Below are 19,204 nucleotides of genomic sequence, written 5' to 3'. Positions count from 1 at the left end.
TATCGGGGCGCTTCATTGACGGGGCGTGTAACGGGTCTTGACCTGGCTCAGGAACTGGTAGGTCTTGTCGCTGGAGTTCAGCGCGAACCCGACCCCGGACTGGGTCATGCCTGGCCGGGTGAGGGTCACCAGTCCGTCGGAGGTGCCCCGGTTTTCCTTCGGGAACACGTCCATCTGCTCGGTGCGGAAGGTGGTGGGCGGTACGCTGGGCACGCGCGGGCTGTCGCCGCTGACGTTGCCGGTCAGGCGCAGCGTGTCGCCGGTGGCGCTGACCCAGCCGGTGTCGCTGCGCAGTTCCCAGTGGTTGCCGTCCCGGTCGGGCAGCAGGAACAGCGGCGTCTTGATGGTCATGGTCTCGTCGCTGCGGGTGCGTTCCAGCAGCGGCGCGCGCAGCGTCGTCGATTCGCGGCCCTGCTCGTCCAGCGCGATGATCTGGAAGTCGTGCAGCACGTAGTCCTTGCTGCCATCGTCGCCGGCGGCGACCGGCGCTTTGTCGCGATTGCGCAGCAGCGACCAGCCGCTGAGCAATGCGGCCACCAGCAGCAGTCCGCCGAGTGCGTTGCGCCAGTTCATGCGCCGAACCTCTTCAACACCGCGTCCACATGGCCCTGCGCGGCCAGCAGCACGTCGCACAGCTCGCGTGCGGCACCGCGGCCGCCATCGGCGCGGGTCTGCCAATGCACGCGCTCGGCGATCCACGGATGCGCGTTGGCCGGCGCCACCGCCAACCCGACCGCGCACAGCGGTGCCAGGTCGGGCAGGTCGTCGCCCATGAACGCCACCTGGTCCAGGCCGATGCCGTGCTGTTCGCACAACACCTGCACGCTGGCCAGCTTGTCGCCGACCGCGATCTGGGTGTCGATGCCGAGGTCGGCGCCACGCTTGAGCGCCGACAGGCTGTTGCGCGCGGTGATCAGCACCGGGTGGATGCCGTGTTGCTGCAGCAGTTTCAGGCCGAGTCCGTCCTGCACGTAATACGCCTTGCTCTCGTTGCCGTCCCGGTCGTAGTAGAGCCGACCGTCGGTGAGCGTGCCGTCCACGTCGAAACAGGCCAGCCGGATGCGGCCAGCGACGGCATGCAGGTGGGACGGGAAACCGGGCAACGGGGAGTAGGGCATCTAGGCGCGCAGGTCAGCTGAATGGAGGAGGGTCACTGTGGTTTAAACCACTCTGGCCCGCAACAGGTCATGAATGTTGAGGGCGCCCACCGCGCGTCCCTCGCCATCGACCACGATCAGGCCATTGATTTTCTGGGTTTCCATGACCCGTGCGGCCTCCACGGCCAGCTGGTCGGCCCCGATGGTGCGGGGCTGGCGGGTCATCACATCGACGATGCGCGCGCTGCGTACGTCCAGGTCACTGTCCAGGGCGCGGCGCAGGTCGCCGTCGGTGAACAGCCCGATCAGGCGCTGGTCGGCATCCACCACGGCGGTCATGCCCAGTCGCTTGCGGCTCATCTCGACCAGGGCCTCGCTGAGGCTGGCGGATTCGCCCACCCACGGCAGCTCGTCGCCGCTGTGCATGACGTCGGTGATGTGCAGCAGCAGGCGGCGGCCGAGGCTGCCGGCCGGGTGCGAACGGGCGAAGTCGTCGGCGGTGAAGCCCCGCGCGTCCAGCAGGGCCACCGCCAGCGCGTCGCCCATCGCCAGCGAGGCGGTGGTGCTGGAGGTGGGGGCCAGCGCCAGCGGGCAGGCCTCGGCCGGCACGCTCACGTCCAGGTGCACGTCGGCGGCCAGGGCCAGCGAGGAGCCGGGCCGGCCGGTCATCGCGATCAGGCGGTTGCCCTGGCGCTTGAGCACCGGCAGCAGCATCAGCACTTCGTCCGATTCGCCCGAGTAGGACAGCGCCAGCACCACGTCGGCGTCGGTGATCATGCCCAGGTCGCCGTGGCCGGCCTCGCCCGGGTGTACGTAGAACGCCGGGGTGCCGGTGGAGGCCAGCGTGGCGGCGATCTTGCGTGCCACGTGGCCGGACTTGCCCATGCCGGTGGCGACCACCCGGCCGCGGCTTTCCAGCACCAGCTGGCAGGCCCGGCTGAAGTCGTCGCCCAGGCGTTCGGCGACCGCCACCAGGGCGTCGCGCTCGATCTCGAACACGCGGCGACCGCTGGCGACCAGCGCTGCGGGGTCGGCGGGTTGGGGGGGCAGGGGCGATACAGCCATGCGGGCGCCACGCGGAAGAGTAGAATGAGCGCTCATTTTATTAGGAAAGCCCGTTGGACGCCGAGACCATCCGCAATCTGATCGAAACCGGCCTGCCGGGCGCCCGCGCGGACGTGCAGGGTGACGATGGCGTGCATTTCGAGGCCACCGTGGTCTGCGATGCCTTCGCCGGCAAGCTGCCCTTGGCGCGCCACCGCATGGTCTATGCCACCTTGGGCGACCTGATGGGCGGGGCGATCCATGCGCTGGCGCTCAAGACTGTTACGCCGGCCGAGGCTGGTTGAGCTTTACCCTTTTCTCCTTATTTTCCCGGACTCCATGGCCAAGATCGTAGTGACCGGCGGCAAGCCGCTGCACGGTGAAGTGAACATTTCCGGCGCCAAGAACGCCGTCCTCCCCATCCTGTGCGCGACACTGCTGGCCGATGCGCCGGTGGAGATCACCAATGTGCCGCACCTGCACGATGTGGTCACCACGGTGAAGCTGCTCAGCGAGCTGGGTGCGAAGGTCACCATCGACCAGGGCACGCTGTCGCGTGGCAGCGCGATCGTGGTCGACCCGCGTCCGGTGAACCAGCACGTGGCGCCGTATGAGCTGGTGCGCACCATGCGCGCCTCGATCCTGGTGCTGGGCCCGCTGCTCGCCCGCTTCGGTGCGGCCGAAGTGTCGCTGCCCGGCGGCTGCGCCATCGGCTCGCGCCCGGTTGACCAGCACATCAAGGGCCTGCAGGCGCTGGGTGCGGACATCACCGTCGAGAACGGCTTCATCAAAGCGCAGGCCAAGCGCCTCAAGGGCGCGCACTTCACCTTCGACATGGTCAGCGTGACCGGCACCGAGAACGTGCTGATGGCGGCCGTGCTCGCCGAAGGCACCACCGTGCTGGACAACGCGGCGATGGAGCCGGAAGTCACCGACCTGGCGCACTGCCTGATCGCACTCGGCGCGAAGATCGAAGGCCTGGGCACCGCCCGCCTGGTGATCGAAGGCGTGGAGAAGCTGTCCGGCGGCCGTCATGAAGTGCTGCCCGACCGCATCGAAACCGGCACCTTCCTGGTGGCCGCGGCGATGACCGGTGGCAAGGTCACGGTCAACCGCGCGCGTCCCAATACCATGGACGCGGTGCTGTCCAAGTTGGTGGAAGCCGGTGCGAAGATCGAGACCACCGAAGACAGCATCACGCTGGACATGGAAGGCAAGCGCCCGCGCGCGGTCAACCTGACCACCGCGCCGTACCCGGCCTTCCCGACCGACATGCAGGCCCAGTTCATGGCGCTCAACTGCGTGGCCGACGGCGTGGGCGTGATCAATGAAACGATCTTCGAAAACCGCTTCATGCACGTCAACGAACTGCTGCGCCTGGGCGCGGACATCCAGGTGGAAGGGCATACCGCGATTGTTCGTGGTGCCGACCAGCTCAGCGGTGCGCCGGTAATGGCAACCGACCTGCGTGCGTCGGCGTCGCTGATCCTGGCCGGGTTGATGGCCGACGGTGACACCACCATCGACCGCATCTACCACCTCGACCGCGGCTACGAGAACATCGAAGAGAAGCTCTCGTCGCTCGGCGCGACCATCCGGCGCGTCGCATGATCCTGCGCGGCCAGTTCACCCGCCGCCGCAAGGCACTGCTGGTCCTGATACTGGTGGTGCTGGGCTGGCTGGGCTACGCCTGGTACGCCGATATCGCCATCACCCAGGGCCTGGAACAGCAGGACATGGACTGGAATGGCGATGGCACGGTCAGCCGCACCGAGGTGCTGCAGTCGTTCTACGCCGTTGGCGTGACCAAGACCGAGGAAGGCAACCGCCATTGCAGCGCGTTCTACTGGCGCAAGACCGGCGGGCAGATCCGCGTGGACTGCAAGACGGTATTCCAGGCCGACGCCCCCGCGAAGTAAAAAAGGGGACGTACCCTGTCAATCGAGCGATCAACAGGGTACGTCCCCGTTTCGAAATAGAAAAACGCCCGCGATGCGGGCGTTTTCAGTACCGACCGATGGTCGGTACCGGTGCATCATTTGAACGATTTGATGGTCAGGTCCAACGCATCCTTGCCGCCCTCGCGCTGCAGCAGGCGCACCGGCACCGGGAATTCGGGCACGATCCACACGATCTGCTGCTTGTTGCCGTCCACCCGCGAGACCTTGGTGGCGTCATAGGACTTGCCCGCGATGGTCACCTTTTCCTTGCCTTCGGACGTGTAGCCCAGCTGCTTGATGCGGCCTTCGTCCACCATCCGGTACTTGAGCGGCTTGCCGGCGGCGAGGTCGCGCGCGATCGCCAGGTTGATCAGCAGGGCGTCCATGTCACCGGGCTTCAGTGCGACCGGGCCGGCGCGGTCCGGCTTGATGTCGCCGGTCCAGGTGGCCTGGTTCTTCGCCCAGTCGTAGTTGGCCTGCACGTTGCGCTTCTTCACCAGCAGCACCGAGCTGTCCTTGCTGCTGAGCGGGCGCAGGCGGCCGCTGGCTTCCTCGAACACCGTGTTCTGGCTCAGCGTGGCCATCGGGCTGCGCACGTCCAGGCTGTATTTCCAGGTGTTGCCGTCAGCCTTGGCCAGGGTCATGGTGCCCGGGGCCTGCACGCCCATGTAGTTGGCCTGGTACTGCGCGGAAAACGGCTCCAACGCCAGTGCGGGCAGACTGGTCAGGGCCAGTGCGCCAACGGCGATCCAGGACAGCGGGCGGGTGAGGGTGGTCATGCTCAGACTCCTTGGTATTCGATCAGGCGCAGGTCGATCCGATCTTCGCCGTCTTCACGTTGCAGGATGCGCACCGGGGTAGGAACCCCGTTGGCGATCCAGAGGATGGTTTCGTCATTGCCGCCGTTGGTCCGATGGACCCGCAGCGCGTTGTAGGACAGCTCGCCGACCTGGACGTTCTCGGTATCCGGTGCGGCCTGGTAGTCGTGCTGGCGGACGCGGCCGACGTCGACATAGCGGTAATGCATCTGCCCGCCCGGCCGCGCGTCGCGCATGATCGCCAGGTTGATCAGCAGCGCGCTCTGGTCGCCGGGCTGCAGCGGAATGGGTTGGGTGCGTTCCTTCTTGAGGTCGCCCAGCCACTGTGCCGTGCCCGCCTGCCAGTTGTAGGTGCCCGAGACCTTCTTGCCCAGGAACAGGCCCTTGCGCACGGTGGCCTGGCTGATCGGTACGTAAGTGGTGCCGTGCTTCTCGAACACGGTGCTCTGTTCCAGGTTCAAGCCGAGCACGCTGGCGAAGCCTTTCCGGCCGATGACCTGCATGTCCACCCGCCACTGGTCACCCCCGGTGTGGGTCACGCGCATGGTCGCATCGCCCGCTTCCTTGCCCTTGTACAGGGCCTGGTAGGTGGCGGTGAACGGTTCCAGCGGCGGCGCCTCCCACGACACCGGGGGCAGCGCCGGTAGTTCGGGCGGCGGCGGCTCCTGCGCCTGGGCAATGGCCACGGTGCACAGCAGGGATGCAAACAGCAGCACTGGCTTGGACAGGGTCGTTTTCATGCGCGCGCAGCAACGGGGGAGGAAGGAGGATGCCAGCGTCCGGGTCAGCGGCGCGTGTGCGCCCTGGCTATCGATTCAGCTGGCCAGCGCAATCTAGGCGCAGCGGACTGAACAGGGGGTGGCCGTCAGCGTGGAGTTGGCCGTCGCGTTCAGCCACGCGGCCGGCCACCAGCCAGTGCAGGCTGGCGATCAGCAGCGGGTGTTCCACCGCCAGGACGCGCTGGGCCAGCCGTTCGGCGCTGTCGCCGGGCAGGACCGGCACCCTGGCCTGGGCCAGCACGGTGCCGGCATCCAGTTCGGGCACGACGAAGTGCACGCTGGCGCCGGCCTCGGCATCGCCGGCGGCCAGGGCGCGGGCATGGGTGTGCAGGCCCTTGTACAGCGGCAGCAGCGAGGGGTGGATGTTGACCAGCCGGCCGCTGAAACGCTGCACGAACGCTTCGCCCAGGATGCGCATGTAGCCGGCGCAGACCACCCAGTCCGGTGCGAAGCCTTCCAGTGCATCGCCGAGCGCGGCATCGAACGCGGTGCGGTCGGCGAAGTCCTTCGGCAAGCGGGCCCAGCGCCGCTCCGGGGCCACCTTGAGCAGGGCGGAGGCGTCGGGCTTGTCCGACAGTACGGCCACCACCTCGGCATCCAGCTGCCCGGCGGCAATCGCGTCCACGATCGCCTGCAGGTTGCTGCCGCGGCCCGAGGCCAGTACGGCAATGCGGCTGGGTGAACTCATTTCAGTGCCTTCCGCGTGAGCAGTGGCCAGGTCAGCAGCGCGCCCACGGTAGCCAGCAGCATGTCGGCATGCGCATCCCACAGGTCGCCCTGCTGGCCGTTGTATGACTCGGCGGCTTCCGGCGACAGCAGCAGGGCAATGCCCCACTCGAACCATTCGTACACGAGGCTGGACGACATGATGGTCATCACCGCCAGCGCGAACGCCTGCCCGATGCGCAGGCGCGGCCAGGCGTGCCGCGTCAGTTGCACCAGGGCCGGGGTGAAGCAGGCGCCGTAGAGGAAATGGATGAGACGGTCGAAATGGTTGCGCTGCCAGCCGAAGGTGGCGTTCGGCGACCAGTGCACGGCGGCCTGCAGCCAGGCGTCATACGGGACGTTGGAATACAGCCAGCGCGCAGCGATGCAATGGATGGCGATGAAGCCGCAGATGGCCGCGAACGCGCCGCTGCCGAGGGGCCAGCGCCGGTCCACCCACCACAGCGCGGCCAGCCCGACGACAGTGAGCGTGCTATGCAGCGTCTGTTCGAGCGGCCACAGCGGGTGGATCCAGGTGGCGACGAAGACCGCCAGCACGCCCGCGAAGGCGGCCTTCTTGGCAAGCGCTGCGTGGGCGCTGGTCATGCAATGACCGTGCTTTCCGGTGGCAGGAAGCTGGCCTGTACTTCCGGCCGTAGCAGCGCCCACAGCGCGTAGGCGCCCAGTGCGATGCCCAGTGCGCCGGCCAGGCAGGCCAGGCCGGCGGCGATCATGCACAACCGGTGCTGCCGGCGGGCGGCCAGCCGTCGCGCGGCGATGATGCTCAGCGTGCCCAGCGCGGCGTAGACCACCGCGCCCACGCCCAGCAGCACCAGCAACAGCAATGGCGCGGCATCCGGGTCGGTGCTCTTGCCTTCGCTGATGTAGCCGGCCACGGCGACAAGCAGCAACAGCGGGGCGATGAGCAGCTCTACGGCGCCCAGTACATAGAACATGATCTTGAGCGAATGCAGGTGCGAGGCGACCTGGATATGCGTCCAGCGACCCCGGACGGGCAGCGGTGGGGGCGTGGAAGACATCGGAACCTCAGGGGTGGGTAAGGGAAGGCGCGTCGAATGCGGCCTTGACCGCCGGGCGCAGCAGCACGATCAGGGTGAACACGCCCAGTACCGTGCCCAGCGGCATCAGCATGCACGACAGCGCGGCCACCACCAGGCACAGCGTGTGGCGGCGACGGCGCGCCAGGCAGCGCCCGGCATAGGCCATGAACCCGGCCAACGTCAGTCCGCACAGGATCAGGACCGAGCCGATCACGATGAAGATCCAGCCGAACAGCCGGGTCTCGGCGAGCGACGCCGGGCCGCCATTGCTCTCGATCGGCATGCCGCCGCTCAGGGCGGCGATGCCGATCCCCACGTGGATCAGCGGGAACAGCGAGAACAGCGCGGTCAGGCCGGCCACCACGTAATGGAAGATCGACAGCAGCCGCAGCTGCGAGGCGTCTTCGAGCGACAGCGTCGGTGTGGAAAGAGGCGGTGCGTCCATGCAGGTCTCCTCGTGGGTCAGCCGATCCGCACGCGTTCGGTGCCTTCGGCCGTGGTGACCGTGCCGATGGTCCACTGCGCCAGGCCCTGGGCCTCGACGGCGGCGGACACCGACGGGACCTGGTCCGGGCTCACGATCAGCACGAAACCGATGCCGCAGTTGAAGGTGCGCCACATTTCGCTGTCGGCGACCGCGCCCTCCTGCTTCAGCCACTGGAACACGGGCGGCAGGGTCCACGACGAGGCGTCGATGTCCAGGCCCAGGCCGTCGGGCACCACGCGGATGATGTTCTCGGTCAGGCCGCCACCGGTGATGTGCGCCATGCCGTGGATCGCCGCGCCGTGGGTCTTGAGCAGCGCCAGGATGGGCTTGACGTACAGGCGGGTGGGGGCCATCAGCGCGTCGACCAGCTTGACCCCGCCGTCCAGCTCCAGCTCGGCCGGGCGGCCGGCGCGGTCGTAGATGCGGCGGATCAGCGAGTAGCCGTTGGAGTGCGGGCCCGAGGAGGCGATGCCGATCAGCACGTCGCCGGCAGCCACGCTGGCGCCGTCCTTGAGTTCGCTCTTCTCCACGCCGGCCACGGTGAAGCCGGCCAGGTCGTATTCGCCCGGCGGGTACATGTCCGGCATTTCGGCGGTCTCGCCGCCGATCAGCGCGCAACCGGCCTCGGTGCAGCCGTTGGCGATGCCGCCCACGACCGCCGCAGCGGTGTCGATGTCCAGCTTGCCGGTGGCGAAATAGTCCAGGAAGAACAGCGGCTCGGCGCCCTGCACCAGCACGTCGTTCACGCACATGGCCACCAGATCGATGCCGATGGTGTCATGCCGACCCAGCTGTTGTGCGAGCTTCAGCTTGGTGCCCACGCCGTCCGTGCCCGACACCAGCACCGGCTCGCGGTACTTGTTGGAGAGGTCGAACAGGGCGCCGAAACCGCCCAGGCCACCCATCACCTCGGGCCGGAAGCTGCGCTTCACCAGCGGCTTGATGCGCTCGACCAGTTCGTTGCCCGCGTCGATGTCGACGCCGGCGTCGCGGTAGGTCAGGGGGGAGGGGTTGGACGGGGAATTGGTCACGGGCGTCGGCGCTGCGCTGGGGTGAAAGCGGGATTTTAACAGGCCACGTTGGCGCGCAGGCCCTATTCGGGCAACAATTCCCCCCGGATACGCTCAATGGAAGTCCTGATGCGCCGCAGCCTCATTTTGATTATGTTCCTCGCGCTGTGCCTGCCGGTGGCCACGATGGCCCAGAGCGGCATGCGCACCGAGGGTGACGTGGCTACGGCCAGCGGCGCCTACGAGGCCGAAGTGCCGGTCAACAGCCAGGCCGATGCCGACCGCAACGGGGCCCTGTCCCGCGCGCTGGGCAATGTGCTGGCCAAGTTGTCGGGCGACCGCAGTGTCATGACCCGCCCGGGCGTGATGCAGGCCCTGCGCGATGCCAAGAACTACGTGGCCAGCTATGACTACCGGCAGGACCAGAGCACCTCGGCCAGCGGGGCGCCCAGCTACCGCACCATGCTGGTGGCCCGGTTCCGCCAGGACGACGTGGACGGGCTGATCTCGGCCCTGGGCCTGCCGTTGTGGCCGCAGCCCCGGCCCAAGCCGGTGATCTGGCTGGCCATCGACGATGGCTCCGGCCCGCGCCTGGTGACCGTGCAGCAGGCCAATGCGGCCCGCCCGTTGCTGAACCGCGCCATCGAGCGCGGCTACAAGCTGGGGCTGCCCACCGGCAGCGCCGCCGAGCAGGCCCTGGTCGGGGCGATCTGGCGCCAGGACACCGCTGCGGTGGCTCGGGCCTCGTCCCGCTATGCCCCGCCGATGCAGCTGGTCGGCAAGCTGTACCGCGACAAGAGCGGCGGCTGGGTCGCCGACTGGGTGTTCGTCGACGGTGGCAAGGAACTGAACAAGTGGACCACCAAGGACAGCGATGCCCGCCGCGCCATGGCCGGGGGCGCCGACGGCACCGCCGATGCGCTGGTGCGCCGTTACGCCAAGGCCGGTGCGGCCACCGGTGCCGCCGGGACCTACACCATCGCGGTGACCGGCCTGGACAGCGCCGAGGACTACATGCGGCTGGCGGCTGGGCTGCGTGAGAACCCGGTGGTGCGCAACATCACCCCGCTGCGCGCGTCGGGCAACCGCCTGGAGCTGGCGCTGGAGATGACCACCGGCCTGGCCGGGCTGAACCGCATGCTGGGCGACAACGGCGTGATTGCGCCGCTGGCCCCGCTGCCGGTGCCGATCGACGAAGACGCGGCGCCCGGCACCCCGCCGCCGCCGGCCAGCAACGAGTACCGCCTGCGATGATCCTCACCCCCGAAGCCGAAATCGCGCAGTTCCTGCGCCGCGTCAAATACATCCTGCTGGCGTTGGCAATCGGTTGGGTGGTGTGGCTGCTGGCCCCGATCCTGACCCCGTTCGTGCTGGCGCTGGCCCTGGCCTGGCTGGGCGACCCGCTGGTGGACCGGATCGAGGCCACCGGCCGTTCGCGCAATACCGGCGTGGTGCTGGTGTTCGTGGCGATGGTGCTGACCATCACCGCCGCGCTGCTGATCCTGGTGCCGATGATCGAACGCCAGATCGCCACGTTGATCGCGGCCATTCCGCAGGCCCAGCAGTGGCTGATGCAGACCGGCATTCCGTGGTTCGAGCAGAAGACCGGCATGGAAATCATGCCGTGGCTGGAGCCGGACCGCCTGATCGACTGGGTGCGCAGCCATTGGGAACAGGCCGGCGGTTTCGCCAAGACCTTCTTCGGGTACGTGTCGCGTTCCGGCTTTGCGATGGTGACCTGGGTGGTCAACATCCTGCTGCTGCCGATCCTGGCGTTCTACTTCCTGCGCGACTGGGACAAGCTGGTGGAGCGGGTGGCTTCGACCATCCCGCGCAACCATGTGGGCACCATCACCAAGCTGGCGCGTGAGTCCAACGAGGTGCTGGGTGCGTTCATCCGCGGCCAGTTCCTGGTGATGGTGGCGCTCGGCCTGATCTACGCCATCGGCCTGTCGCTGGTGGGCCTGAAGCTGGGTCTGTTGATCGGCCTGATCGCCGGCCTGATCAGCTTCATCCCGTACCTGGGCGCCACCACCGGCATCGTGATGGCCGTACTGGCCGCGCTGGTGCAGGCACAGGGCTTCGACGTGAAGCTGCTGATCCTGGTGGGCGTGGTGTTCACCGTGGGCCAGCTGCTGGAAAGCTATGTGCTGACCCCGCGCATCGTGGGCGACAAGATCGGCCTGCATCCGGTGGCGGTGATCTTCGCGGTGATGGCCGGTGGCCAGCTGTTCGGCTTCCTGGGCATGCTGCTGGCGCTGCCGGTGGCGGCGGTGAGCAACGTGCTGCTGCGCTATGCGCACCTTCGCTACCGCGAGAGCGAGCTGTATGCCGGCGAGAAGACCGCGATCGTGCTCGATTCCTACATCGACAAGCCGACCCTGGTCGTCGAAACGCCCAAGGGCCCGGACCTGAAGTGAGCGTGGTTCCGCAGCTGCCGCTTGCCCTGCGCTACCCGCAGGACGAGCGATTGGAGACCTTCATCGGCGCACCGGACGGTGCGCTGGCGCAGCTGCGCGCCATCGCCGTGGGCGAGGATCAGCACTGGGTCTACCTGGAAGGGGCGGCCGGCACCGGCAAGACCCACCAGGCACTGGCGATGTGTTCGCTGGCCGAACAGGCCGGGCGGCAGCCTACCTACCTGCCGTTGAAGGCGGTGGTGGGGCGCACCCGCGCGGCGCTGGAATCGCTGGAAGGCCGCGACCTGGTGGCGCTGGATGGGCTGGATGCGGTGGCCGGACATCGCGATGACGAAGTGGCGCTGTTCGATTTCCACAACCGCGCGCGCAGTACCGGCATTACGTTGATGTACACCGCGCAGCACGCACCGGACCAGCTCGGCCTGGTGCTGCCGGACCTGCGTTCGCGCCTGCAGCAGTGCGTGCGCGTGGTGTTGCAGCCACTGGACGACGAAGGCCGCGCGGCGGTGCTGCGTGAGCGCGCGGCGCGGCGCGGGTTGTCGATTGATGAGGCCGCTATTGAGTGGCTGCTGACCCGCACCGGGCGGGAGCTGGGCAGCCTGGTGAGCCTGCTGGACTGGCTGGATCGCGAGTCGCTGGCCGCGCAGCGGCGCATTACCGTGCCGTTTTTGCGGCAGGTGGTGGAAGAAGGTTCGCACCGGTTGTAAAGCCACGCAGGGCGTGGCTCTACGCCAGGGTTGCGTCCAACGCTGCCAGGCGTTCTGGCGTACCTACGTCGGTCCATTGTCCGCGATGATGCTGCCCGGTTACCCGGCGGTCTGCCATCGCGTGGCGCATCAGCGGGGCCAGGCCGAACTGCGGCGGGTTCGCTGAGGCGCCCTCCGTCGCGCCGATGACCTCGCGCCATCCGTCGAGAATCGAGGGGCGGTACACGCCAACGCCGGCGTACGTCAGCCGCGGTGCATCGCCGTCATCACTGACCGTGCCATCCGCGCGCAGGATGAAATCCCCGCGCGGGTGCTGCACCGGGTTGTCGACCAGCACCAGGTGCGCATCGCCCTGCGGCTGCCAAGGCAACGTGCTGAAATCCACATCGGTCCAGACATCGCCGTTGACCACCAGGAACGGTGCGTCACCCAGCAGCGGCAGCGCATTGAGGATGCCGCCGCCGGTTTCCAGCGGCACCCCGCCTTCGTCGAGGAAGTGCAGGCGCAGGCCCCAGCGTCCGCCATCGCCCAGCGCGGGTTCGAACTGGTCGCCCAGCCACGAGGTGTTGATCACCACCTCGGTGAAACCCGCCGCCGCCAGCCGCTCCAGGTGCCACGCGATCAGCGGCCTGCCGCCGGCCACCAGCAGTGGCTTGGGGGTGTGCAGGGTCAGCGGACGCATGCGTTCGCCCTTGCCGGCGCTGAAGATCATCGCCTTCATGCGCGACTGGACACCGGCAGCGCCAGCGCGGCCATGGCCGGCTTGATCCGGTCCTGCAACAGGGTATTCAAGCCCGCCAGTTCCGGGTGGCGCGGCAGCACTTCGTCCAGGTAACGGATGAAGCGCGGCGCGTCATCGAAGTAATGTCCCTTGCCGTCGCGGTCGCGCAGGCGCACGAACAGGCCAAGGATCTTCAGGTGGCGCTGCACGCCCATCCAGTCGGCATCGCGCAGGAACTGCGGCCACGGCCGCACCGGCAGGCCTGCGGCCTGTGCCTGTGCGTGGTAGCGCGCCAACCAGGCGTCCACGCGTTCCAGCGGCCAGCTCAGGAACGCATCCTTGAACAGGCTCACTGGATCGTAGGCAATCGGCCCGCGCACCAGGTCCTGGAAATCCAGCACGGCCGGGCCGCCGTCGATCGGCATCAGGTTGCGCGGCATGAAATCGCGGTGGGTGAGCACCTGCGGCTGCTGCAGGGCGTTGTCCATCAGGCGGCGGTGCGCCAGCTGCAGTGTTTCAAGCTCGCCGCAGTCCAGCGCCAGGCCGAGGTGGCGTTGCAGGAACCATTCGTCGAACAGGCCCGCGTCGCGCTGCAGCAGCGCCTCGCCGAACGAGCCCATGCCCTCGGGCACCGGGATCGACTGCAGGCGGATGAGCTGCGCGAAGGCCGCATCCATCCATGCATCGGCGTTGTCGTCGTCGATGTGGCGTGCCAGTGTCGGGCCGCCCAGGTCCTCCAGCAGCAGGAAGCCCTGCGCCTCGTCACGGGCGAGCACGCGCGGCACGCGTACGCCGTTGGGTTCCAGCAGGTCGTGCATGCGCAGCCACGGGCGCACATCCTCCAGGCCTGGCGGCGAGTCCATCACGATGTGGCTGCCGCGCGTGCTGGTGGCACGCCAGTAGCTGCGGAAACCGGCATCGACCGACGCGCGGTCCAGGTGCAGGTCGGGGTCGCCCAGCGCGGCGACGGTCCATTGTCGGCGGTGGTCGGCGCGCAGCGGATCGGAAGCAGGATCGTTCATGGACAGGTGCGTCGAAGCGGCGCCGGGTGGCGCGCGTGGAAGGGAAGGAGGGGAATGTTGTTCAGCGTTTGCTGCTGAAGAGCCGCAGCACGGCGAGCACCGCGATCGCACCGAGGATGGCGCCGATGAAGCCGGCCGGTTCACCGCGCGAATACCACCCCATGTACTGACCGAACCAGCCCGCGACAACGGCACCGACGATGCCGAGCACGATGGTCAGCAGGCAGCCCATGCGGTTGTTGCCGGGCATGAAGAAACGCCCGAACAGGCCGACGATGAAGCCGACCAGGATGATGTAGAGCCAGCTGGAGCTGCCGAACAGACCGTCCATCGCATGATTCCTGCAGGAGATGGACGCAGCCTATCAAAAGGCTGCGTCCCTCCGCGTGCACCGTGCCGCCGGGCTCTGCCCGGCAACGGGGTTCAGCAGCAGCCGTGGCCGCCGTGGCGGGTGCCGCTGTCGGCAGCAACCGGCGAACCGCTGGTCTCGCCGCGCAGGCTGGCGGCGTAGTGCTCGCTGATCACCTTGGATACGCATGCGGTAACCCGCTTGCCCATCGGGATGTGCAGGAACTCGTTCGGGCCGTGCGCGTTGGAGTGCGGGCCGAGCACGCCGGTGATCATGAACTGTGCGCCGGGGAACTTCTCGCCCAGCATGCCCATGAACGGGATCGAGCCGCCTTCGCCCATGTACATCGCCGGCTTGCCGAAGAAGGTCTGGCTGGCCGCATCGATGGCGTCGGTCAGCCACGGCGCCATGGCCGGTGCGTTCCAGCCCGAGGAGGCTTTTTCCAGGTCCAGCTTCACTTCCGCGCCATTCGGCGGGTCGCGCAGCAGCGCTTCCTTCAGCAGTTCGCCGCAGGCCTTGCCGTCGGCGGTCGGCGGCAGGCGCAGCGACAGCTTCACCGCCGTATGCGGGCGCAGCACGTTGCCGGCCGAGGCCAGCGGCGGCATGCCGTCCACGCCGGTCACCGACAGCGCCGGGCGCCAGGTGCGGTTGAGCACCAGTTCGGTCAGGTCATCGTTCATCGGCGTGAGGCCGTCGACCATCGGGAATTTCTCGAAGATCTCGGTATCCACCACCTCGGCGGCACGCTTGGCCTGGGCCTGGCGCTCTTCCGGAATCTCCACGTGCATGCCGTCGATCAGGATGCGGCCGGTGTTCTCGTCCTCGATGCGCGACAACAGCTGGCGCAGCAGGCGGAAGCTGGACGGCACCACGCCGGACGCGTCGCCGGAGTGCACGCCTTCATTGAGCACCTTCACCGAGAAGTTGCCGCCGGTCAGGCCGCGCAGCGAGGTGGTGCACCACAGCTGGTCGTAGTTGGCGCAGCCCGAGTCCAGGCACACCACCAGCGACGGCTTGCCGATGCGGTCGGCCAGGTGGTCCACGTAGGCCGGCAGGTCGTAGCTGCCCGACTCCTCGCAGGCCTCGATCAGCACCACGCAGCGCGCGTGCGGCAGGTTCTGTTCCTGCAGCGCCAGCACCGCGGCCAGCGAGCCGAAGATCGCGTAGCCGTCGTCGGCGCCGCCGCGGCCATACAGCTTGTCGTCACGCAGCACCGGCACCCATGGGCCCAGGTCGGCGTCCCAGCCGGTCATTTCCGGCTGCTTGTCCAGGTGCCCGTACAGCAGCACGGTGTCGTCGCCGGTCTCGGTGCCGGTGGCGGGGATTTCCAGCAGGAGCAGTGGCGTGCGGCCTTCCAGGCGCACCACCTCGACCTTCAGGCCCGGCAGGTTCTGGGCCTTGGCCCAGTTCTCCATCAGGGTGACGGCCTGTTCCATGTAGCCGTTGGCGACCCAATCTGCGTCGAACATCGGCGATTTGTTGGGAATACGGATGTATTCGACCAGCTGCGGGACGATTTCGTTGTCCCACTTTTCATTGACGAATTGGCCGAGTTTGGCGCTGTCCATCTGCAACTCCGAATGCATTGATCTGATCCCGACATTCTACGCCTGAGCGCGGGGTAGGGATTTTCCTACATCACGTCAGGTATTTGGCTGGCTGTGTGAAGGTGATGTGGACGATAGGCTGTGTGTATGTGGCGAGGGACACTGACTGCACCGACGGGATGCCGGCAGCAGTCGGTTCCGGGTCACAGGGAGCTACACGGTGGGGCCTTGGATTTCGTGGAAGGCGCTTGCGCTGGGACTGCTGTTGACCGGAGCCGCTCTTGCGGCCGACCGCATCAACATCAATACGGCAGATGCGTCGACGCTGCAGCAGGGATTGACGAACGTAGGGCCCCACAAGGCCCAGGCGATCGTTGCGTACCGGCGACAACACGGACCTTTCCTCCGGGTCGAGGACCTGGCACGGGTGAAGGGGATAGGGACAGCAACAGTCGAACGGAATCGACGACGGATGACGGTGGGGGCCATGACGGCGCCCACGGCGGCACCGCCCAGGAGGGCAGTGTCGGCACCCGTACCAAGGCGCTGATCAACAGGATGGGTCGCGACTGGCATGACGCCGGTCACGGTGGCCAGGCAGGATGCCCGGCCACCACGACAGCCGCACGGAGGCGGCACGCAGGGATGCGGCGCGGAAGGACTGGCGCGGATCCACCAGGACGGTGGCATCCGGAAAAACATACGGCCGAGTGCAGGGAGCATGGCCGGCACCCGGACTGGGCAGGATGCACAGGGGGAAGGCGGGAAGCCGACAGGGATGTGACGATTGCCCGGTTCGCACAGGGATGTGCAGCCGGGCAATTTCTTTTGTGGGGGTTGTTTGGCACCTGCAATAGAATCATGTTCCCGATGAGGCGGATGTTCCCGGGCGCGTGGCGACGCGTTCATCGGAATGGCGCACGGATGTCATCATGCGCGGCATCATGCGTAGCGACACGCCATGCGTGTCCTCGACCCACCCGAAGGAAGGCCACATGCTTACACGTCGCACGCTGCTGACGTACATCGCCGGTTCGCTTATCGCCGCCATGGCACTCCCTGCCTGGTCCGCGCCCGAACCCGCCGGCCCCACCGACCTCAAGCCCGGCCAGTTCCTCTGGCATCCGGAGATCTCTCCGGCCGGGCCGATCGTGCTGGTGGTCAGCCTCGACGAGCAGCGCGCCTACGTGTACCGCAACGGCATCGCCATCGGCCTGAGCACCATCAGCTCGGGCAAGGCCGGTCATGAAACCCCGACCGGCGTGTTCACCATCCTGCAGAAGGACAAGGACCACAAGTCGAACCTCTACAACAGCGCGCCGATGCCCTACATGCAGCGCCTGACCTGGGACGGCATCGCGCTGCACGGCGGCAATCTGCCCGGGCACCCGGCCTCGCACGGCTGCGTGCGGCTGCCGCAGGCGTTCGCGCAGAAGCTGTTCGGCGAAACCAAACGCGGTGACACCGTGGTGGTGGCCGATGCCAAGTCCGCGCCGATGACGCTGGCCTACCCGGCAGTGCTGGCCCCGGTGAACAGTACGGGCAAGGCGCTGGTGGAAACCACCGCTGCCCCGGACCACTACTGGAACGATGCCGCCGCGCCGTCGGGCCAGGTCGGCATCCTGGTCAGCCTGCACGACCAGCGCCTGTACGTGCTGCGCGACGGCGTGCTGATCGGCGAATCGCGCCTGGAAGCCAAGGCGCTGCCGGCGTTCGAGGGCACCACGCTGTTTGTGATGCAGCAGGGCTATTCCGAGACGGCCAGCCCGCTGGATGCCACCCGGAAACTGCACAAGTGGACCGCCTATCCGCTGCTCGGCCAGAGCGCGGACAACGCCAGCCCGGACCTGCTGGCCACGCCCAGCCTGCCGTTGGCGCTGCCGCCGAGCTTCGCCACGCAGCTGTACAAGGCGCTGGTACCGGGGACCACGCTGCTGGTGACCAGCCTGCCGGCGGTGCGGCCGGTGGCGGATGAACAGAACCTGCAGCCGGTGTTGGAATCCGACGCCGGCGGGTCCACCTTGTAAGGATGCCCACGCCGGTACCGTGTTGATGCGCTTGCTCCCCCTTGCCTCCGTTGTGCTGTGCGGCCTGGCGCTGACGGCGCCGGCCGCCGGCGCACGCGCAGCCGCCGCGCCCGCACCGCGCGCGCTGCCTCCGGCGCAGCTGGCCGACATGCTTGCGCGCGCCGCCCCCAATGCGGACCGCAAGGTGCTGCAGCTGGCGGCGCGGGCGATGACCTGTGCCCTGCGGCGGCCGGAGCTGGGGGTCGATCCGGCGCGGTTGAGCGTGATCGATTATTCGCGCCCGTCCACCGAGCAACGCATGTGGGTGTTCGACCTGGCCCGGCAGAAGCTGCTGTTCGAGGAGTGGGTGGCGCATGGCCGCAACAGCGGCGGCAACCAGACCGAGCGTTTTTCCAATCGCGATGGCAGCTTCATGTCCAGCCTCGGCGCGTTCACCGCCAAGGAGACCTACATGGGCGGCAACGGCTATTCGCTGCGCCTGGAAGGCCTGGAGCCCGGCTTCAATGACAAGGCGCGCGACCGCGCCATCGTGATCCATGGTGCGCCGTACGTGAACCCGTCCGTCGCGCGCCTGCAGGGTCGGCTGGGTCGCAGTCTCGGCTGCCCGGCGGTACGCCTCAGCGTGGCGCGGCCGTTGATCGACAGCCTGCAGGGCGGTGCGCTGGTGTTCGCCTATTACCCGGACAAGGAATGGCTGCAACGTTCGCGGCTGCTCGGCCCGGACTGTGGCGGCGGCACCGGCTGAGCGTGCGCTGGGGCACAATGGCGGCATGTCCGAGACCACTGCCCTGGGCGCTGCCACGCGCGTCATTCCCAGTTTCGACTACCGGCGCGAGCGCTGGCGCAACGGCCTGGGCTGGACGCGCGAAATCCTGCGCGTGCCCGACACCGATGCGTGGCAGGTCCGCCTGTCCATCGCCGAGATAGAACAGGACGCGGCGTTCTCCTCGTTCCCCGGCATCGAACGCGAGCTGGTGCTGCTGCGCGGCGAAGGGCTGCGCCTGTGCTTCGCCGATGGCGCGGTGCACACGCTGTTGCCGCCACATGACCGCCTGCGGTTTGCCGGCGAAGCGCAGGTGAGCGGGGAGCTGGTGGATGGGGTGACCCACGATTTCAACCTGATGTGGCGGCGCGACGCGATCGAGGCGGAGCTGCTGCACCGGCCGCTGGTGGGGAGCATGTTCTTTTTCACCGAACCGGGCACGGCGTGGGCGATCCACCTGCTGGCAGGGCAGGCGGCGTTCGACGCGGATGCCGATCTGCCGCCGTTGCAGCAGGGCGATACCGCGTGGCTGGCCGCCGGTGAGCGCCGCCGGTATGCGCTGCATGGCGGCGGCGAACTGCTCGCGATCCGGCTGGCGGTGAAGCCGGCGGTGTAGAGCGGACTGTTAGTCCGCTGCTGTTGAGCCGACCGGGTAGAGCGGACTGTTAGTCCGCTGCTGTTGAGCCGACCGGGTAGAGCGGACTGTT

The 19,204-nt window shown here is 67.9% G+C and carries 24 protein-coding genes; 10 read left to right on the top strand and 14 right to left on the bottom strand.

Annotated features, from left to right (window positions below):
- Positions 1-12: 12 nt before the first annotated feature.
- From lptC to RT456_RS11050, 3 genes are read right to left on the bottom strand one after another with little or no spacing between them, the layout of a single operon-like run.
- Positions 13-573, bottom strand: coding sequence for an LPS export ABC transporter periplasmic protein LptC (lptC, locus tag RT456_RS11060; RefSeq protein WP_313346390.1), 561 nt, complete (start codon positions 571-573; stop codon positions 13-15).
- Positions 570-1,118, bottom strand: a complete 549-nt coding sequence (locus RT456_RS11055) for an HAD hydrolase family protein (protein ID WP_313346388.1) — start codon at positions 1,116-1,118, stop codon at positions 570-572. Before RT456_RS11055 ends, lptC begins: the two co-directional genes overlap by 4 nt.
- Positions 1,119-1,160: 42 nt before the next feature.
- Positions 1,161-2,162: a KpsF/GutQ family sugar-phosphate isomerase gene (locus RT456_RS11050; RefSeq protein WP_313346385.1), complete on the bottom strand. Its 1,002-nt coding sequence runs from the start codon at positions 2,160-2,162 to the stop codon at positions 1,161-1,163.
- A gap of 53 nt (positions 2,163-2,215) precedes the next feature.
- Between RT456_RS11050 and RT456_RS11045 the strand changes: the two genes are divergently transcribed.
- From RT456_RS11045 to RT456_RS11035, 3 genes are read left to right on the top strand one after another with little or no spacing between them, the layout of a single operon-like run.
- The gene (locus RT456_RS11045) at positions 2,216-2,446 is read left to right on the top strand and encodes a BolA family protein (protein ID WP_313246431.1); all 231 of its coding nucleotides are present in this window, start codon (positions 2,216-2,218) and stop codon (positions 2,444-2,446) included.
- Between the two features lie 34 nt (positions 2,447-2,480).
- Complete coding sequence (gene murA / locus RT456_RS11040) at positions 2,481-3,752, top strand: UDP-N-acetylglucosamine 1-carboxyvinyltransferase (protein ID WP_313346382.1); 1,272 nt, start codon at positions 2,481-2,483, stop codon at positions 3,750-3,752.
- The gene (locus RT456_RS11035) at positions 3,749-4,060 is read left to right on the top strand and encodes an EF-hand domain-containing protein (RefSeq protein WP_313346381.1); all 312 of its coding nucleotides are present in this window, start codon (positions 3,749-3,751) and stop codon (positions 4,058-4,060) included. Before murA ends, RT456_RS11035 begins: the two co-directional genes overlap by 4 nt.
- Positions 4,061-4,176: 116 nt before the next feature.
- Here the strand turns inward: RT456_RS11035 and RT456_RS11030 are convergent, their stop codons facing one another.
- From RT456_RS11030 to purM, 7 genes are all read right to left on the bottom strand, one after another.
- A complete protein-coding gene (locus tag RT456_RS11030) occupies positions 4,177-4,860 on the bottom strand; it encodes a DUF3108 domain-containing protein (RefSeq protein ID WP_313346378.1) in 684 nt (227 codons plus the stop codon).
- A 2-nt stretch (positions 4,861-4,862) separates the two neighbouring features.
- The gene (locus RT456_RS11025; RefSeq protein WP_313346375.1) at positions 4,863-5,639 is read right to left on the bottom strand and encodes a DUF3108 domain-containing protein; all 777 of its coding nucleotides are present in this window, start codon (positions 5,637-5,639) and stop codon (positions 4,863-4,865) included.
- A 67-nt stretch (positions 5,640-5,706) separates the two neighbouring features.
- The gene (purN, locus tag RT456_RS11020) at positions 5,707-6,366 is read right to left on the bottom strand and encodes a phosphoribosylglycinamide formyltransferase (protein ID WP_313346373.1); all 660 of its coding nucleotides are present in this window, start codon (positions 6,364-6,366) and stop codon (positions 5,707-5,709) included.
- A complete protein-coding gene (locus tag RT456_RS11015; protein WP_313346370.1) occupies positions 6,363-6,989 on the bottom strand; it encodes a DUF2238 domain-containing protein in 627 nt (208 codons plus the stop codon). Before RT456_RS11015 ends, purN begins: the two co-directional genes overlap by 4 nt.
- Positions 6,986-7,423, bottom strand: coding sequence for a hypothetical protein (locus tag RT456_RS11010; RefSeq protein ID WP_313346367.1), 438 nt, complete (start codon positions 7,421-7,423; stop codon positions 6,986-6,988). Before RT456_RS11010 ends, RT456_RS11015 begins: the two co-directional genes overlap by 4 nt.
- Before the next feature lie 7 nt (positions 7,424-7,430).
- Complete coding sequence (locus RT456_RS11005) at positions 7,431-7,889, bottom strand: hypothetical protein (protein ID WP_313346365.1); 459 nt, start codon at positions 7,887-7,889, stop codon at positions 7,431-7,433.
- A 17-nt stretch (positions 7,890-7,906) separates the two neighbouring features.
- Positions 7,907-8,932, bottom strand: coding sequence for a phosphoribosylformylglycinamidine cyclo-ligase (purM, locus tag RT456_RS11000; protein WP_313346561.1), 1,026 nt, complete (start codon positions 8,930-8,932; stop codon positions 7,907-7,909).
- A gap of 138 nt (positions 8,933-9,070) precedes the next feature.
- Here purM and RT456_RS10995 point away from each other — a divergent pair, with 138 nt between their 5' ends.
- The 3 genes from RT456_RS10995 to hda are packed head-to-tail and all read left to right on the top strand — an operon-like array spanning position 9,071 to position 12,068.
- The gene (locus tag RT456_RS10995; RefSeq protein ID WP_313346363.1) at positions 9,071-10,195 is read left to right on the top strand and encodes a DUF2066 domain-containing protein; all 1,125 of its coding nucleotides are present in this window, start codon (positions 9,071-9,073) and stop codon (positions 10,193-10,195) included.
- On the top strand, positions 10,192-11,361 hold the full coding sequence (locus RT456_RS10990) for an AI-2E family transporter (protein WP_313346360.1): 1,170 nt from the start codon (positions 10,192-10,194) through the stop codon (positions 11,359-11,361). The genes RT456_RS10995 and RT456_RS10990 overlap by 4 nt, the downstream gene beginning before the upstream one ends.
- Positions 11,358-12,068, top strand: a complete 711-nt coding sequence (gene hda / locus RT456_RS10985) for a DnaA regulatory inactivator Hda (protein WP_313346358.1) — start codon at positions 11,358-11,360, stop codon at positions 12,066-12,068. The genes RT456_RS10990 and hda overlap by 4 nt, the downstream gene beginning before the upstream one ends.
- Positions 12,069-12,087: 19 nt before the next feature.
- Here hda and murU read toward each other — a convergent pair whose 3' ends face one another.
- From murU to RT456_RS10965, 4 genes are all read right to left on the bottom strand, one after another.
- Positions 12,088-12,789, bottom strand: a complete 702-nt coding sequence (murU, locus tag RT456_RS10980) for an N-acetylmuramate alpha-1-phosphate uridylyltransferase MurU (protein WP_313346355.1) — start codon at positions 12,787-12,789, stop codon at positions 12,088-12,090.
- The gene (locus tag RT456_RS10975) at positions 12,786-13,811 is read right to left on the bottom strand and encodes a phosphotransferase (RefSeq protein ID WP_313346353.1); all 1,026 of its coding nucleotides are present in this window, start codon (positions 13,809-13,811) and stop codon (positions 12,786-12,788) included. The genes murU and RT456_RS10975 overlap by 4 nt, the downstream gene beginning before the upstream one ends.
- A gap of 61 nt (positions 13,812-13,872) precedes the next feature.
- Positions 13,873-14,142: a GlsB/YeaQ/YmgE family stress response membrane protein gene (locus tag RT456_RS10970; RefSeq protein WP_313346351.1), complete on the bottom strand. Its 270-nt coding sequence runs from the start codon at positions 14,140-14,142 to the stop codon at positions 13,873-13,875.
- A gap of 92 nt (positions 14,143-14,234) precedes the next feature.
- Positions 14,235-15,728, bottom strand: a complete 1,494-nt coding sequence (locus tag RT456_RS10965) for a M20 family metallopeptidase (RefSeq protein WP_313346349.1) — start codon at positions 15,726-15,728, stop codon at positions 14,235-14,237.
- A gap of 238 nt (positions 15,729-15,966) precedes the next feature.
- Between RT456_RS10965 and RT456_RS10960 the strand changes: the two genes are divergently transcribed.
- From RT456_RS10960 to RT456_RS10945, 4 genes are all read left to right on the top strand, one after another.
- Positions 15,967-16,257 (top strand): helix-hairpin-helix domain-containing protein, encoded by a 291-nt coding sequence (locus RT456_RS10960; RefSeq protein WP_313346559.1) that lies wholly within the window; start codon positions 15,967-15,969, stop codon positions 16,255-16,257.
- Between the two features lie 499 nt (positions 16,258-16,756).
- A complete protein-coding gene (locus RT456_RS10955; protein ID WP_313346557.1) occupies positions 16,757-17,734 on the top strand; it encodes a L,D-transpeptidase in 978 nt (325 codons plus the stop codon).
- A gap of 19 nt (positions 17,735-17,753) precedes the next feature.
- Positions 17,754-18,479 (top strand): murein L,D-transpeptidase catalytic domain family protein, encoded by a 726-nt coding sequence (locus tag RT456_RS10950; protein WP_313346347.1) that lies wholly within the window; start codon positions 17,754-17,756, stop codon positions 18,477-18,479.
- A gap of 25 nt (positions 18,480-18,504) precedes the next feature.
- Positions 18,505-19,113, top strand: a complete 609-nt coding sequence (locus tag RT456_RS10945) for a HutD family protein (RefSeq protein ID WP_313346346.1) — start codon at positions 18,505-18,507, stop codon at positions 19,111-19,113.
- Positions 19,114-19,204 lie beyond the last annotated feature (91 nt).

Origin of the sequence: Stenotrophomonas sp. (genome assembly GCF_032099025.1) — a bacterium.
Classification (GTDB): domain Bacteria; phylum Pseudomonadota; class Gammaproteobacteria; order Xanthomonadales; family Xanthomonadaceae; genus Stenotrophomonas.
The sequence above is the reverse complement of the archived record's forward strand: the minus strand, read 5'-3'. Positions and strand labels throughout refer to the sequence as shown.